The organism is Rhizobium sullae (assembly GCF_900169785.1).
GTDB lineage: Bacteria > Pseudomonadota > Alphaproteobacteria > Rhizobiales > Rhizobiaceae > Rhizobium > Rhizobium sullae.
In genome coordinates this window covers 199,604-213,604 of the sequence record NZ_FWER01000001.1, presented here as the reverse complement: position 1 = coordinate 213,604, position 14,001 = coordinate 199,604, and the positions used below count along the sequence as shown (strand labels likewise).

At 59.5% G+C, this 14,001-nt stretch carries 13 protein-coding genes; 5 read left to right on the top strand and 8 right to left on the bottom strand.

The window, feature by feature from the left end:
- Positions 1-609 (bottom strand): phosphonate C-P lyase system protein PhnH, encoded by a 609-nt coding sequence (phnH, locus tag BN1800_RS01130; protein ID WP_086993628.1) that lies wholly within the window; start codon positions 607-609, stop codon positions 1-3.
- Positions 609-1,076 (bottom strand): phosphonate C-P lyase system protein PhnG, encoded by a 468-nt coding sequence (gene phnG / locus BN1800_RS01125; RefSeq protein WP_086993625.1) that lies wholly within the window; start codon positions 1,074-1,076, stop codon positions 609-611. Before phnG ends, phnH begins: the two co-directional genes overlap by 1 nt.
- Positions 1,077-1,173: 97 nt before the next feature.
- On the opposite strand from phnG, the gene phnF reads away from it, so the two are divergent.
- On the top strand, positions 1,174-1,905 hold the full coding sequence (gene phnF / locus BN1800_RS01120) for a phosphonate metabolism transcriptional regulator PhnF (protein ID WP_086993622.1): 732 nt from the start codon (positions 1,174-1,176) through the stop codon (positions 1,903-1,905).
- A 46-nt stretch (positions 1,906-1,951) separates the two neighbouring features.
- On the opposite strand, the gene BN1800_RS01115 is transcribed toward phnF, so the two are convergent.
- The 6 genes from BN1800_RS01115 to mepA all read right to left on the bottom strand — a co-directional run bounded on the left by BN1800_RS01115 (position 1,952) and on the right by mepA (position 7,897).
- Positions 1,952-2,587: a 2,3-bisphosphoglycerate-dependent phosphoglycerate mutase gene (locus BN1800_RS01115; RefSeq protein WP_086993619.1), complete on the bottom strand. Its 636-nt coding sequence runs from the start codon at positions 2,585-2,587 to the stop codon at positions 1,952-1,954.
- Positions 2,588-2,609: 22 nt separating this feature from the next.
- Positions 2,610-3,434 carry a 4-hydroxy-tetrahydrodipicolinate reductase gene (gene dapB, locus BN1800_RS01110; RefSeq protein ID WP_086993617.1) on the bottom strand — a complete coding sequence of 275 codons (825 nt, stop codon included), beginning with the start codon at positions 3,432-3,434 and terminating at the stop codon, positions 2,610-2,612.
- Positions 3,435-3,452: 18 nt separating this feature from the next.
- Positions 3,453-5,240 carry an ABC transporter ATP-binding protein gene (locus tag BN1800_RS01105; protein WP_027510501.1) on the bottom strand — a complete coding sequence of 596 codons (1,788 nt, stop codon included), beginning with the start codon at positions 5,238-5,240 and terminating at the stop codon, positions 3,453-3,455.
- A 95-nt stretch (positions 5,241-5,335) separates the two neighbouring features.
- Positions 5,336-6,358 (bottom strand): glucokinase, encoded by a 1,023-nt coding sequence (locus BN1800_RS01100; protein WP_086993614.1) that lies wholly within the window; start codon positions 6,356-6,358, stop codon positions 5,336-5,338.
- Between the two features lie 14 nt (positions 6,359-6,372).
- A complete protein-coding gene (locus BN1800_RS01095; RefSeq protein WP_027510503.1) occupies positions 6,373-6,753 on the bottom strand; it encodes a methylglyoxal synthase in 381 nt (126 codons plus the stop codon).
- A gap of 85 nt (positions 6,754-6,838) precedes the next feature.
- The gene (mepA, locus tag BN1800_RS01090; protein ID WP_027510504.1) at positions 6,839-7,897 is read right to left on the bottom strand and encodes a penicillin-insensitive murein endopeptidase; all 1,059 of its coding nucleotides are present in this window, start codon (positions 7,895-7,897) and stop codon (positions 6,839-6,841) included.
- Positions 7,898-8,141: 244 nt separating this feature from the next.
- Between mepA and BN1800_RS01085 the strand changes: the two genes are divergently transcribed.
- The 4 genes from BN1800_RS01085 (at position 8,142) to BN1800_RS01070 (ending at position 13,999) form a co-directional block, all read left to right on the top strand.
- Complete coding sequence (locus BN1800_RS01085; protein ID WP_086993611.1) at positions 8,142-9,977, top strand: extracellular solute-binding protein; 1,836 nt, start codon at positions 8,142-8,144, stop codon at positions 9,975-9,977.
- 154 nt (positions 9,978-10,131) lie between these two features.
- Entirely contained in the window at positions 10,132-11,217 is a 1,086-nt protein-coding gene (locus BN1800_RS01080) for a microcin C ABC transporter permease YejB (protein WP_027510506.1), read from the top strand.
- Entirely contained in the window at positions 11,217-12,365 is a 1,149-nt protein-coding gene (locus BN1800_RS01075) for an ABC transporter permease (RefSeq protein ID WP_086993608.1), read from the top strand. The genes BN1800_RS01080 and BN1800_RS01075 overlap by 1 nt, the downstream gene beginning before the upstream one ends.
- A complete protein-coding gene (locus BN1800_RS01070; protein ID WP_086993605.1) occupies positions 12,362-13,999 on the top strand; it encodes an ABC transporter ATP-binding protein in 1,638 nt (545 codons plus the stop codon). The genes BN1800_RS01075 and BN1800_RS01070 overlap by 4 nt, the downstream gene beginning before the upstream one ends.
- Positions 14,000-14,001 lie beyond the last annotated feature (2 nt).

Here is a 14,001-nt window from a genome sequence, read left to right as displayed (position 1 = left end):
TCACATCTCCGTTGCGATGATCTTGGTGGTTCGCGGCAGGCAGAGGAAACGGCTGCCTGCTGTCAGCACGAGGTCGATGCCGCGTGGAAAGAGGGCGCGGTTTTCCGCCCAGAGCCGCAGGAAGGTCTCCGGCAGGCCGACGGGCCTAATCTCGGTCACGCTCTGAATGCCGGGGCCCGTTAGCGCCAGCCGGCCGCCGCCTTCGAGTCCTGCAAGTTCGATGATCAACGTTGTCGAGCGATCGGGATATTCCTGCGTACCTAAGGCAAAGAGTCCTAACGAGGAAAGCGTCACGCCGTGCTCAATAAAGGCAAAGCGGGCTTCAGCCCTTTCCGGAACCACGGGCGCGCTGGTGTGAAAGCCGAGCCAATCGGGCATTGCTGATTTCGCGAGCCCGGAAGACAGCCAGACCGGCGTATCGTGGTCGCATAGCGTCAGCGCAATCGCGGCTGCGGCAATACCAAGCGGCGCAGGTGGCGCGACTTCGGGTGCAATGGTCTGGATTGTTCCGGGCCGCGCCATACTATCCATCATAGTCTTGAAGACGCTTTGGGACTGGAAGACGGGTTCGGTAAAGCCACCGGCCAGGGCTTCGATCTTGAGGCTCATCAGTCGTCTCCGCGCACCATGGTGAAGAAATCAACCCGCGTCGCCGCCGTTTCGTCTGCCTTGCGGCGATCGGTCTCAGCAATTCGCGCCGCGATCGGCAAAAGCAGTCTCTCCTCGATGAAGCCCTTCGTCGCGTCGTCCTGCCAAAGCGCGTCGAAAATCGCGGCAAGCCTTACCTTTTCGCGGTCTGTGCCGAGCGCCTGCGCATGACCAACGGCACCCGAACCAAGCCGTATCGTTGCGCGCGTGACAGTGACTTCGCCGAGATTGAAGGGCGCGCCGCCGCCGCCGATGCGGCCACGCACCATCACGAGGCCGGTTTCCGGCCCGCGCACAGGCTGAACCACCGGCTTTTCTGCGAGAGCTTCAAAAACCTCGACAAGCTCGTGTCGTTCAGCCCGCGCGAGCAGGCCGGCAGCGCGCTTGCGCTCGCCGTTCGCCGCCGCATTGTTCTCCGCTAAGGTCATCACCACATCCCTAAATGTCTATTGATATAGACAACTATACAAGATATGATTACGCTTAAATCGCCGACGTGACAAGCGTGTGACATCAAGGGGTAAGATGGCAGAACAAGTGCAACGACAGACGGGCGTGGCGCTCTGGCGCCAAATCGCGGACCGTATTCGCGACGCAATCAATACCGGGGCCTATGACGAGACCGGCATGGTGCCGCCGGAAACGGTTCTGGCGCTGCAATTCGGCGTCAATCGTCATACGGTCAGAAGCGCGCTTGCCGCCCTGGCTCAGGAAGGCATCGTGCGCGCGGTGCAGGGCCGCGGTACCCTGATCGAGCGGAAGGAACGGCTGAATTTTCCGATCACACGTCGCACGCGCTTCACCGCCGGTATCGGTGCCCAAGCGCGCGAGATGCGCGGGCTATTGCTCGACCATACCGAGGAGAGAGCCGATGCGGAAGTTGCACGCTGGCTGAGACTTAGACCCGGGGCTGCGGTGATCCGCCTCGAGACATTGCGTATGGCCGACAAACGGCCGGTGTCTTGCGCGACGACATGGTTTCCGGCGGACCGGTTTGCCGGCATCGACGAAGCTTATCGCAAGACGGAATCGATCACCAAGGCCTTCGCCGAACTGGGCCTGCCGGATTACGTCCGCGCAACGACAGAGATTACGGCCGCTCATGCCGATTCACGCGACATCACAACCCTGGAATTGACGCCGGGTGCCATCCTGCTCATCACCAAGGCAATGAATACGGATATTGAGGGCGTGCCGGTGCAATACTCGATCAGCCGCTTTGCAGCCGACAGGGTGCAGTTCACGATAGAGAATTGAAAAAGCCGGGCAGCGAGCCCGGCTTCTGAGCGGAGATCGCGAAGGCTTAATGCGCGCCGGACATATCGCCGAGCACTTCCTTGGAAGCGACGGTGGAGTCGGCATCGAGCTTGTAGACCATCGGAACGCCGGTTGCGAGGTTGAGCGCCAGGATTTGCTCCTTGGTCAGGCGGTCAAGCACCATGACCAGCGAACGCAGCGAGTTACCATGGGCAGCGACGAGCACTTTTTCACCGCGCAGCACGCGCGGCAGAATCTCGGTGAGATAGTAAGGCCAGACGCGCGCGCCGGTGTCGCGCAGGCTTTCACCGCTAGGAGGCGGGACGTCGTAGGAACGCCGCCAAATGTGAACCTGCTCCTCGCCCCATTTGGCGCGGGCATCGTCCTTGTTGAGGCCAGAGAGGTCGCCGTAATCGCGCTCGTTCAGAGCCTGATCTTGGATCGTCTTGAGGTCCGGCTGGCCGATTTTGTCGAGAATGAGCGTTAGCGTGTGTTGCGCGCGTACGAGCGCAGACGTAAAGGCGACATCGAATTTTATACCGTAGTCGGCAAGCGCCTGACCGCCCGTCTTGGCTTCTTCGATGCCGAGTTCCGTGAGATCTGGATCCTTCCAGCCGGTGAAGAGATTTTTCAGGTTCCATTCGCTCTGGCCGTGGCGAACGAGGACGAGGGTGCCGCTCATGAAATATGCCTCCGTAATGAGATCAATGTGAGGAGAGCCCGAGCACGTCGAGCATGGAATAAAAGCCGGGCTTCTTGTCGCGGGCCCAAAGCGCCGCCTTGATGGCGCCACGGGCGAAGATCGAGCGATCAGCGGCGCTGTGCGACATCGACACGATCTCGCCTTCGCCGGCGAAGAGCACGGAATGCTCACCGATCACCGAACCGCCGCGCAGCGTCGCAAAGCCGATTGTACCCGTTTCGCGCGCCCCGGTATGGCCGTCGCGGACGCGGACAGATTGCGATGACAGGTCGATGTTGCGGCCTTTGGCAGCAGCTTCCCCCAGAAGCAGAGCGGTGCCCGAAGGCGCATCAACCTTGCGTTTGTGGTGCATTTCGAGGATTTCGATATCCCAATCGGCAGCATCGAGCGCTCGTGCGGCCTGCTCAACGAAAACGCTGAGAAGGTTCACGCCAAGGCTCATATTGCCGGACTTTACGATACGCGCATGACGCGATGCTGCTGCAATCTTGGCATTATCCGCATCCGAACACCCAGTGGTGCCGATGACATGGACGATGCGCGCCTGAGCGGCGAGTGCTGCAAACTCATTTGTCGTCCCGGGCGTTGTAAAGTCCAGGACACCGTCGGCGTGAAGAAAGGCCGCGAGGGGGTCGTCCCCAATGGTGACGCCATTTGGTCCAAGGCCTGCGATTTCGCCTGCATCCTTGCCGACGAACGGCGAGCCGGGCCGGGCGACGGCCGCATGCAGCGTGACACCCTCCATGGAATGAATAAGTCGGATCAGCGTCTGTCCCATGCGGCCTGCTGCCCCAACCACCACCAGCTTCATTGCAGCGTCGCTCATGTCAGCTCACAATCCGTATCAAAGAGAATCCGAGGCGGCAGGCCGCTGAAGATTGTTGAGGCGAGCGTAAAGTCCGTCGTTGAGCTTCGCAAGCGTCTCGTGATTGCCTTCCTCGACGACACGGCCCTGCTGCATCACGACGATCTTGTCGGCGCGCACGACCGTCGAGAGCCGGTGGGCGATGACGACGACGGTGCGACCGGTCATCGCTTCATCGAGCGCTTTTTGTACGGCCGCTTCGGATTCCGTATCGAGTGCCGATGTAGCCTCGTCAAGAAGCAGGATCGGCGCTTTGCGGACGAGCGCCCGGGCGATCGATAGACGCTGGCGCTGGCCGCCGGAAAGCGTCACGCCATTTTCACCGACAGGCGTATCGTAGCCGTTGGGTTGCGCGAGGATGAACTCATGGGCGTAGGCAAGCCGGGCGGCCTCTTCCACTTCGGCATCCGTCGCTTCCGGACGCCCATAGCGGATGTTTTCGCGAATCGTGCCTTCGAATAGATATGGCTGCTGCGACACATAGGCGAGTTGCTGGCGAAGCGACTGTTTGGTGACGTGCGCAATGTCCTGGCCATCGATGAAAATCTCTCCGCTCTTCGGATCGAAGAAGCGCGGAATGAGATTGATGACCGTCGACTTTCCGGCGCCGGATGGACCCACGAGCGCCGTCGTCTTGCCGCCTTCTGCAACAAATTTTACGGCGTTGAGGATCGGATCTGTACCGTAAGCGAACGATACATCGCGGAATTCGATGCGGGCATCTGTGACATTTAGCGGTTTCGCATCCGGAAGATCACGCTGACGCGGCTCCATGTCGAGCAGTTCGTAGATCATGCGGGCGTTGACGACGGCTCGCTCCAGCTGAACCTGCAGTCTTGCAAGGCGGCGGGCAGGGTCGTAAGCGAGCAACAGTGCTGTTACGAAGGAAAAGAACGCCCCCGGCGGCACGTTGTCATAGATCGACCGATAGGCGGCATAGGCAAGGATGCTCGCAACGGCAAAACCGGCGAAGGTTTCCGTCATCGGCGCATTCCGCTCAGACAGGCGGGCGATGCGGTTTGCGCGGCCCTCTGCCGCAGCGACGAGCTTGTTGAGCTTGCGCTCCAGTTCGCCTTCCATGGTGAAGGCTTTAACGATGGCGATCCCCTGGATCGTCTCCTGCATCGCACCCAGAACATGGCTGTTGAGATAAATCGCCTCTTTGGTCGCCTGACGTAGGCGCTTGGACAGATATCGCAAGCCATAGAGGAGCGGCGGAGCTAGAATGAAGACTGCAAGGCTTAGCAACGGATCCTGAAAAACCATCACGCCGATCAAGGCGATGAAGGTGAGAAGGTCACGCGCAGTCGATGTGATCGTCAGGTTCATGACATCGCGGATGCCGCCGACATTCTGGCTGACTTGCGCCGCAATATGTGCCGAACGGGCTTGGTTGTAGAAGCCGACGGACAGGGTCATGAGATGAGCATAAAGGCGCCGCTGATAGCGTGCCACGATGTTGTTTCCGATCCTGGACAGCGCCACCGCTTGGCCGTAGCTCGCAAAACCGCGCAGCACGAATGCGATGAAGATCGAAAGACAAATGATCCACACCATATCCGCACGGCGATTGGCAAAGGCCTCGTCAATGATCACCTTCATGATCCACGCAGTGAACGCCGTCGAAAGGGCCACAACGACCAGACAGCTGATCGCAAAAGCATATCCACCGATATGATCACGGCCGTTTTCTGCGATAATGCGCTTCAAGATGCCGGTGACGGTATCGCTGCTGACGGTGCTCTTTTTGCTCGCGGACGAATCCAAAAACTGTGCTTCCTGTCTCGGATAACGCGCACGGCATCAGCCGCGCGCTTGGGGCGGCTCTATAAAGAGTTGGCGCGCCTTTGGCTAGACTGGCATTAACCGCGCCAGCGGCGGCCCTTGGTCGAGACACCGAAACTTGCCGGCCGGCGGGCGTAGAACGAAAGGCCTGCAAGAGCCGCCAGCGGGTGGGTCACGACATAGGTTGGAATCGCCTTCAGCCAGTGAGAGTGCGGCGCCTTGTCCTCGAAAGCGGCTCGGAACTCCGGCTGCCTCAATGCCGGCAATATCTTCTGCGAGATGCCGCCGGAAAGATAGACGCCGCCTTTGGCCATGAAGATCATCGCCATATCGCCTGCAACACGGCCGAGGTAGGTTGAAAAAAGGAAGATGGTCTCCACGGCCGTCGTATCGGTTCCGGCAAGCGCGTGAGAGGTGATGTCGGCCGGATCGCGATATTTGGGCTCGATGCCATCCGCCTTGCAGATCGCGCGGTAGAGATTGACGATGCCGCGTCCGCAAAGGATCTGCTCCGCCGAAACACGGCCTTCGATCGTCTCGATATATGGGAAGATCTCCAGGTCTCGTTTGCTGCGTGGTCCGAGATCGACATGGCCGCCTTCGCCCGGCACGGGAATCCATGAACCTTGCGCGCGGACGAGCCCGCCAACGCCGAGGCCGGTTCCAGGTCCGAGCACGACGCGGGAAGCGACGATCTCTCCGGATGCAGCACCAATGCGCTCGCGCTCGCCGTCCCCGAGCGCGGAAATCGCCAGTGCCTGCGCCTCGAAGTCATTGACGACAATCACGTCCTCGATGCCGAGACCTTCGATCATCGTATGAGGACGGACGACCCAGTCGCAATTGGTCAGCGGAATTTCATCGCCATTGATCGGGCCGGCAACGGCGAGAATAGCCGCGCGCGGGCGCATCTCCGTCCTTGCAAAGACGCCCTTCAGGATCGCTTCGTCGATGGTTTCGAAATCGGCTGTGCGAACGTTCGCGAAATTGACGGCCTCGGCCGAAGCGTCCGCAAGAATGGAGAAGCGCGCATTCGTTCCGCCGATATCGCCGATCAGGATCGGAAAAGGCAGGGCATCGCTGGTGTTGAGCATGGACATAGCCGGTTCCGTGTCTAGGCGTTCAGAGTCGGGATGAGTTTTTCGGCAGTCGCTTCGTTTAGCGCCATCGGAATATCGTAAACGATCGCAAGCCGCATCAATGCCTTCACGTCGACATCATGCGGCATCGGCGTCAATGGATCGACAAAAAAGATGAGTGCGCCGACTTCACCGGTTGAAATCAATGCGCCGATCTGCTGGTCGCCGCCGAGCGGCCCGCTTTTCAGACGGGTGACATCGAGATCGGGGACCGCATCGAGGACGCGGCCGCCGGTTGTTCCGGTCGCCACGATCTTCCATTTGGACAGCTGGTTCCTGTTGCGGCGGGCGAATTCCGCCATCTCGTTCTTCTTCTGGTCATGCGCAATCAATGCAAGGCATTTGCCGCCGGCCATGAAAAAGAACCTCCATCCCATAGATTCAATCGATTTGGCCGCTTCTATACCAAGCCCACGATTAGAAAAACAAGCATTTCCACTATCATTGCACCAGGGGCTTGTCGGTGGGAACCGGGCCGACGGCAGGAAGAAGGTCTCCGGCCGCCGCAGGTGTTGCTGGTGCCGCGGTCAGGGCAGTTGCGGTCGAGCCGCCATCAGTCGATGCCGTCATCGATGCGGCGGCCGGTGCATCCAGAACGGCGGCGCATACCTTCGGAAGATCGGCTACCATGATTTCACGCGGTGGTTTAGGCGGCCGGGCATCGGGCTTCGGCGGCGCCCACGGCTCCTTGGTGAACCACCAGGCCAGCGACTTTCCGCAGCCATCGCCGTCCGTGATTGGCGCCTGCGGCTTGCAGTCCGCGGCGCCAGGCGGGCATTTCATCCGGATGTGAAAATGCGAGTCGTGGCCGTATATCGGGCGCAGCTTGCCGAGGTTCGTGCGGTCGCCCCTCCAAGTATCGCACATCTTTTTCTTGATTGCAGGATTGACGAAAATGCGTTCCACCTGAGGGTAGCTTGCCGCAAGCATCAGCAATTCGGCGTGGGATTGCGTCCAGACCCTGGGATTAATCGTCAGGAACTTCTCCTTCTGCAGCATCGTGGTGAAGGGAAGGTCTTCGCGCTCCTCTGCCGTCATCCGGCGTGTGGGCATCGGCATCAGCCATATGTCGGCATCAAGGCCGATCTGATGCGAGGTGTGGCCATTGAACATCGGTCCGCCCCGAGGTTGCGATATATCGCCGACGAGCAGCCCCGGCCAGCCGATCTGCTGCCTTGCATCGCGGGACAATTGCTCAAGCAGCGCGATCATGGCCGGATTGCCCCAACGGCGGTTTCGCGAAAGCCGCATCGCCTGCCACGTCGGACCATCCACGGGCAAGGCAACGCCGCCCAGCATGCACCCTTTCGAATAGAAACCGATCGGTCGCGCCGGTCCCTGCGCCGGTAGGGAAGCCGAACCGAAGAGCGCCTTGGCGCTGCCGGGGCTCGGCTGCTTCTGTTGCGCTTCCGCGTCGCCCGCAATCAGGCTTGCACCAATAATACCCGCCAACGCGAGTCTGCCGATTGTCTGGAAAGACGGAGCGAGGCGGAATGTCATGCGGTATCCTGAATGTCTGCCAGAGTGATTTGCATCGAGTCTACCGTGAAAAGCAATTTTGGTGAATCGATGTTCTGGCAGCGGGGATGACATTCCGGCGGTGGCGGTCGAATGAAGAAGACGTGTCCTGGCGGCTTGTATCCAGTCAAAATTTTGCGAAATGGACGAAAACGTCACACTTTCCTGTTTTTTGCCTGTATTTCCCGTATTCTCGAAGAAAGCTAAATAATATGGGGTTTGGTGAATGGCGGTCGCATGGTCGAAAAGAAGTCTGCTCGTTGCTCTCGTGGCCTTGATCTCCTTGCCTTTGGAAGTTTTCGCGCAGGAGCAGAGCTTTCAAATCGGCACGTCGAGCATAGGTGCCCTTAAATATCAGCCCGGCTTCAAGCATTTCGACTATGTCAATCCGGACGCGCCAAAGGGCGGCGATCTGCGGCTTTCGACGACCGGCACTTTCGATACCTTCAATCCGGTTCTCGCAAAGGGAGAGGTAGCGGACGGCCTGCCGCTGGTCCATGACACGCTGATGAAATCCGCCGATGACGAGCTTCTCGTTTCTTACGGCCTGCTTGCCGAAGGGGTTTCCTTTCCATCGGATATCTCCAGCGTCACCTTCCGCCTGCGCAAAGAGGCGAAATGGGCGGACGGCCAGCCGGTCACACCGGAGGACGTGATTTTCAGCCTCGACAAGACGAAAGAACACAGTCCGCTTACAGCCAACTACTACCGGCATGTGGTGAAGGCCGAGAAGACCGGCGAGCGCGATGTGACCTTCACCTTCGATGAAAAAAACAACCGCGAACTGCCGAGTATCCTCGGCCAGCTCATGGTCGTGCCGAAGCACTGGTGGGAGGCGCCTGGCCCGGACGGCAAGCCGCGCGATATCTCGAAGACGACACTGGAGCCCGTCATGGGCTCCGGGCCCTACAGGATAGCCTCCTTCTCGCCGGGCGCGAACATTCGCTATGAACTGCGTGATGACTATTGGGGTAAGGACCTCAACGTGAATGTCGGACAGAACAATTTCCGCAACATCACATACACCTTCTTTAGCGACAGAGACGTCGAGCTCGAGGCTTTCCGCGCCGGCAACATCGATTACCGACAGGAGACCCAGGCGAGCCGCTGGGCGACGGGCTACGACTTCCCGGCCGTGAAGGACGGCCGCGTGAAACGCGAGGAATTGCCGAATGCGCTGCGGGCCGTCGGCGTCATGCAGGCGCTGGTGCCCAACACGCGTCGCGAGATATTCAAGGACGCGCGGGTGCGTGAAGCGCTGAACTATGCGTTCGACTTCGAGGACATGAACCGCAACCTTGCCTTCAACGCCTTCAAGCGCGTCGACAGCTATTTCTGGGGTACGGAACTCGCCTCCTCGGGTCTGCCGCAAGGAAGGGAGCTGGAAATCCTTGAAGGACTGAAGGACAAGGTGCCGCCGGAGGTCTTCACCACGCCCTACACAAACCCGGTCGCGGGCGATCCGCAAAAGCTGCGCGACAATCTGCGCAAGGCGATCGCGCTCTTCAAGGAGGCTGGCTGGGAATTGAAGGGCAACCGCCTGGTCAACACGAAGACCGACCAGCCGATGAGCTTCGAAATCCTGCTTTCCAACCCGTCGTTCGAACGCTCGGTTCTGCCCTTTGCGAACAATCTGAAGAAGATCGGCATCGACGCACGGTTGCGCACCGTCGATGCCTCGCAATATACGAACCGCGTCAGAAGCTTTGATTATGATATGATATGGGGCATCTGGGCGGAGACGATGGATCCCGGCAACGAGCAGGTCGACTACTGGGGCTCCCAGGCGGCGAACCAGCCCGGATCCCGCAACTATGCCGGCATTTCCGATCCGGCAGTCGACGCGCTGATCCGGATGATCATTTTTGCGCCGAACCGTAAGGAGCAAGTGGCGGCAATCAAGGCGATGGATCGGGTGCTGCTTGCAAACCACTATGTCGTCCCTTTGTTCTACAGCAATACGTCGCGCATCGCCTATTGGGATAAGCTGACTCATCCTGCCGAGTTGCCGACTTACTCGCTTGGCTTCCCCGACGTGTGGTGGTCGAAAGACGCGAAATAGCGGACTTGCATTGGCTTTGCGGCTGGGGTCCAAATGAGCCATCCGAATCACTATGAAAAAGCCGGGGCTACCGGCGGAGAAAGGCTGACGGATTGAAGACTTCTGGTAGGACGCGCACCCTTATGAATTTCGAGACCTGGAAGGCCGCGCGCTGATGGGAGCTTACATTCTTCGACGCCTGCTTCTGATGATACCGACAATTATCGGCATCATGGCAATTTCGTTTACCGTCATCCAGTTTGCACCGGGCGGCCCTGTCGAGCAGGTCATCGCGCAGCTGACCGGTCAGGCCGATAGTGCCGACCAAAGGATTTCCGGCGGCGGCGATCTCGGACAGCAGTTCGATGACAGCGGTTCCAGATACCGTGGTGCCCAGGGCCTCGATCCGGAACTGATCGCCAAACTCGAAAAGCAGTTCGGCTTCGACAAGCCGCCGCTGACGCGCTTTCTGGAAATGATGTGGAATTACATCCGCTTCGACTTCGGCGAGAGCTTCTTCCGCAATACCTCGGTGCTCGATCTCATCAAGGAAAAACTGCCGGTATCCGTCTCGCTCGGCATCTGGATCATGATTTTCTCATACGCCATCTCCATTCCGCTCGGCATCCGCAAGGCTGTGAAGGATGGCTCGACTTTTGACGTGTGGACATCCGGCGCCATTATCGTCGGTTACGCCGTGCCGAGCTTTCTGTTCGGTATCCTGCTGATCGTGCTTTTCGCCGGCGGCTCATTTTACGACTGGTTCCCGCTCCGCGGCCTGGTGTCGGATAATTTCGACCAGCTCGCCTGGTGGCAAAAACCGCTTGATTATTTCTGGCACCTGACGCTGCCGCTGATCTCGCTCTCGCTTGCCGCCTTCGCGACGACGACGCTGTTGACGAAGAATTCCTTCATCGAGGAGATTAAGAAGCAATATGTGACGACGGCGCGCGCCAAGGGGTTGAACGAGCGGCAGGTGCTTTACGGTCATGTCTTCCGTAATGCCATGCTGGTCATCATCGCCAGTTTTCCGGGCGCCTTTATTTCCGCCTTTTTCACCGGCTCGCTGCTGATCGAAAATATCTTCTCGCTCGATGGTCTCGGTCGCCTCGGCTATCTCTCGGTCGTCAATCGCGATTACCCGATCGTCTTTGCAACACTTTATATCTTCTCGCTGCTAGGCCTTTTCGTCAGCCTGCTCTCGGACCTGATCTATACCTGGATCGACCCACGCATCGATTTCGAGCGGAGGGATGTCTGATGGATACGGCTGCCAATCCGACGCCCGTTACGCCGGTCAAGCCGCCGCGCAAGGGCCTGCTTTCCCCGACGAACATCCGCCGCTGGCGAAATTTCAGGGCAAACCGCCGCGGCTACTGGTCGTTTTGGCTGTTCATGCTGTTGTTCGGCCTCAGCCTATTTTCGGAATTCATCGCCAACGACAAGCCGATCATCGCATCCTACAAGGGCGAGATTCTGTTTCCGGTGCTGGTGGATTATCCGGAGGAGAAGTTTGGCGGCTTTCTCGCGGAAACGGACTACCGCTCGGATGTCATCGCCGATGAGATCAAAGCCAATGGCTGGATGATCTGGCCCCCGGTCCATTATTCCTACCGCTCGGTGAATTCCAACATCCCGCATTCCGCGCCGACGCCGCCGTTCTGGTTGATGAGCAAGGAGGAGCGCTGCGCAGGCTATCCGCAGGGCGTCAACGATCCCAATTGCACCTACGGCAATCTCAATTGGCTCGGCACCGACGATCAGGCACGCGACGTTCTGGCGCGCATCATCTACGGCTTCCGTATATCCGTGCTCTTCGGCCTGGTATTGACCGTCTGCTCGGCAATTGTCGGCGTGACCGCCGGCGCTGTGCAGGGCTATTTTGGCGGCTGGACCGATCTGCTTCTGCAGCGCTTGATCGAAATCTGGTCATCGATGCCGGTGCTTTATATTCTGCTGATCATCGCCGCGGTCCTGCCGCCGGGCTTTTTCGTGTTGCTCGGCATCATGCTGCTCTTCTCCTGGGTCGGATTCGTCGGCGTGGTACGCGCGGAGTTCCTGCGCGCCCGCAACTTCGAATATGTCCGCGCCGCCCGAGCGCTCGGCGTCAACAATCGCACGATCATGTGGCGCCATATGCTCCCGAACGCAATGGTGGCGACGCTGACGTTCCTGCCCTTCATCCTGTCCGGCTCGATCACGACGCTGACCTCGCTCGACTTCCTGGGTTTCGGCATGCCGCCCGGCTCGCCGTCGCTCGGTGAGATGATCGCCCAAGGCAAGGCCAATCTTCAGGCGCCATGGTTAGGGCTGGCGGCCTTCTTCACTATGTCGATCATGCTTTCCCTGCTGATCTTCATTGGCGAGGCCGTGCGCGACGCGTTTGACCCGAGAAAGACCTTCGCATGAGCCAGATGCCTGAACCTCTTCTCTCTGTCCGCGATCTTTCCGTCGCCTTCCACCAAAGCGGCGAAACGTCACTGGCTGTCGATCGCATCTCCTTCGAGATAAAAAAGGGCGAGGTCGTTGCGCTGGTCGGCGAATCCGGGTCGGGAAAGTCTGTTTCCGCAAACTCCATCCTGCGGTTGCTGCCGTATCCTGCAGCAAGCCACCCGAGCGGCGAAATCTTCTTCAAGGGCAAGGATTTGCTCAAGGCATCGGAGAAGGCGCTTCGCGAGGTGCGCGGCAACGATATCACGATGATCTTCCAGGAGCCGATGACCTCGCTCAACCCGCTCCACACCATCGAAAAGCAGATTGCCGAAATCCTCGATCTGCATCAGGGCGTGACCGGCCAAGCGGCCCGCATGCGGGTGCTGGAACTCCTGAACCAGGTTGGCATCCGCGAGCCGGAAAAGCGGCTGAAAGCCTATCCGCACGAGCTGTCCGGCGGCCAGCGCCAGCGCGTTATGATCGCGATGGCGCTTGCCAACCGGCCCGAGCTGCTGATTGCCGACGAGCCGACGACGGCGCTCGATGTCACGGTCCAGGCGCAGATACTGGACCTGCTGCGCAAGCTGAAAGGCGAGCATGGCATGTCGCTGCTCTTCATCACCCATGATCTCGGCATCGTCCGGAAGTTCGCCGATCGCGTCTGCGTCATGACGAAGGGCAAGATTGTCGAGACGGGAGCCGTCGAAGAGGTGTTCAGCAATCCGAAGCACGACTATACGCGTCATCTTCTTGCCGCAGAGCCGCGTGGCGATCCGCCTCTCGCCGATCCATCCAAGCCGGTGGTGATGGAGGGCTCCGATATCCGTGTCTGGTTCCCCATCAAGGCTGGCTTGATGCGCAGAGTCGTTGACCACGTGAAGGCCGTCGACGGCATCGACCTTTCGCTGCGCGCTGGCCAGACGCTCGGTGTCGTCGGTGAATCCGGCTCCGGCAAGACGACACTTGGCCTAGCGCTCACCCGCCTGATTTCCTCCAAGGGACGCATCAGTTTCGTCGGGAGGGACATAGCGGACTATTCGTTCACCGAAATGCGGCCGCTGCGCAACCAGCTTCAGGTCGTGTTCCAGGATCCTTACGGCTCTCTCAGCCCGCGCATGTCGGTCGGCGATATCATCGCAGAAGGGCTGAAAGTCCATGAGCGCTCGCTGTCGCATGAGGACCGCGACCAGCGCGTGTGCTGGGCGTTGGAAGAGGTCGGCCTCGACCCGCTGACCCGCTGGCGCTACCCGCACGAATTCTCCGGCGGCCAGCGTCAGCGCATCGCGATTGCCCGCGCCATGGTGCTGAAGCCGCGCTTCGTCATGCTCGATGAGCCGACATCGGCGCTCGACATGAGCGTCCAGGCACAGGTCGTCGATCTTTTGCGCGACCTGCAGAAGAAGCACGATCTAGCCTACCTCTTCATCAGCCACGACCTGAAGGTCGTCAAAGCGCTCGCCAACGATGTCATTGTCATGCGTTTCGGCAAGGTGGTTGAGCAGGGGTCGTCGGCAGAAATCTTCCGCGCGCCGAAACACGACTACACCAAGGCGCTAATGGCCGCCGCTTTCAATATCGAGGCAGTGCCGACGCCTGCCGTGCAGCAGTAAAG

Bases quoted from the DNA above. Each gene is read 5' to 3' on its own strand.
- BN1800_RS01080 (WP_027510506.1), top strand. From the start codon at position 10,132: ATGGGAGCTTACATTCTTCGACGCCTGCTTCTGATGATACCGACAATT.
- dapB (WP_086993617.1), bottom strand. From the start codon at position 3,434: ATGAGCGACGCTGCAATGAAGCTGGTGGTGGTTGGGGCAGCAGGCCGC.
- BN1800_RS01100 (WP_086993614.1), bottom strand. From the start codon at position 6,358: ATGTCCATGCTCAACACCAGCGATGCCCTGCCTTTTCCGATCCTGATC.
- BN1800_RS01070 (WP_086993605.1), top strand. From the start codon at position 12,362: ATGAGCCAGATGCCTGAACCTCTTCTCTCTGTCCGCGATCTTTCCGTC.
- BN1800_RS01115 (WP_086993619.1), bottom strand. From the start codon at position 2,587: ATGAGCGGCACCCTCGTCCTCGTTCGCCACGGCCAGAGCGAATGGAAC.
- BN1800_RS01075 (WP_086993608.1), top strand. From the start codon at position 11,217: ATGGATACGGCTGCCAATCCGACGCCCGTTACGCCGGTCAAGCCGCCG.
- mepA (WP_027510504.1), bottom strand. From the start codon at position 7,897: ATGACATTCCGCCTCGCTCCGTCTTTCCAGACAATCGGCAGACTCGCG.
- phnF (WP_086993622.1), top strand. From the start codon at position 1,174: ATGGCAGAACAAGTGCAACGACAGACGGGCGTGGCGCTCTGGCGCCAA.
- BN1800_RS01085 (WP_086993611.1), top strand. From the start codon at position 8,142: ATGGCGGTCGCATGGTCGAAAAGAAGTCTGCTCGTTGCTCTCGTGGCC.
- phnG (WP_086993625.1), bottom strand. From the start codon at position 1,076: ATGACCTTAGCGGAGAACAATGCGGCGGCGAACGGCGAGCGCAAGCGC.
- phnH (WP_086993628.1), bottom strand. From the start codon at position 609: ATGAGCCTCAAGATCGAAGCCCTGGCCGGTGGCTTTACCGAACCCGTC.
- BN1800_RS01095 (WP_027510503.1), bottom strand. From the start codon at position 6,753: ATGGCCGGCGGCAAATGCCTTGCATTGATTGCGCATGACCAGAAGAAG.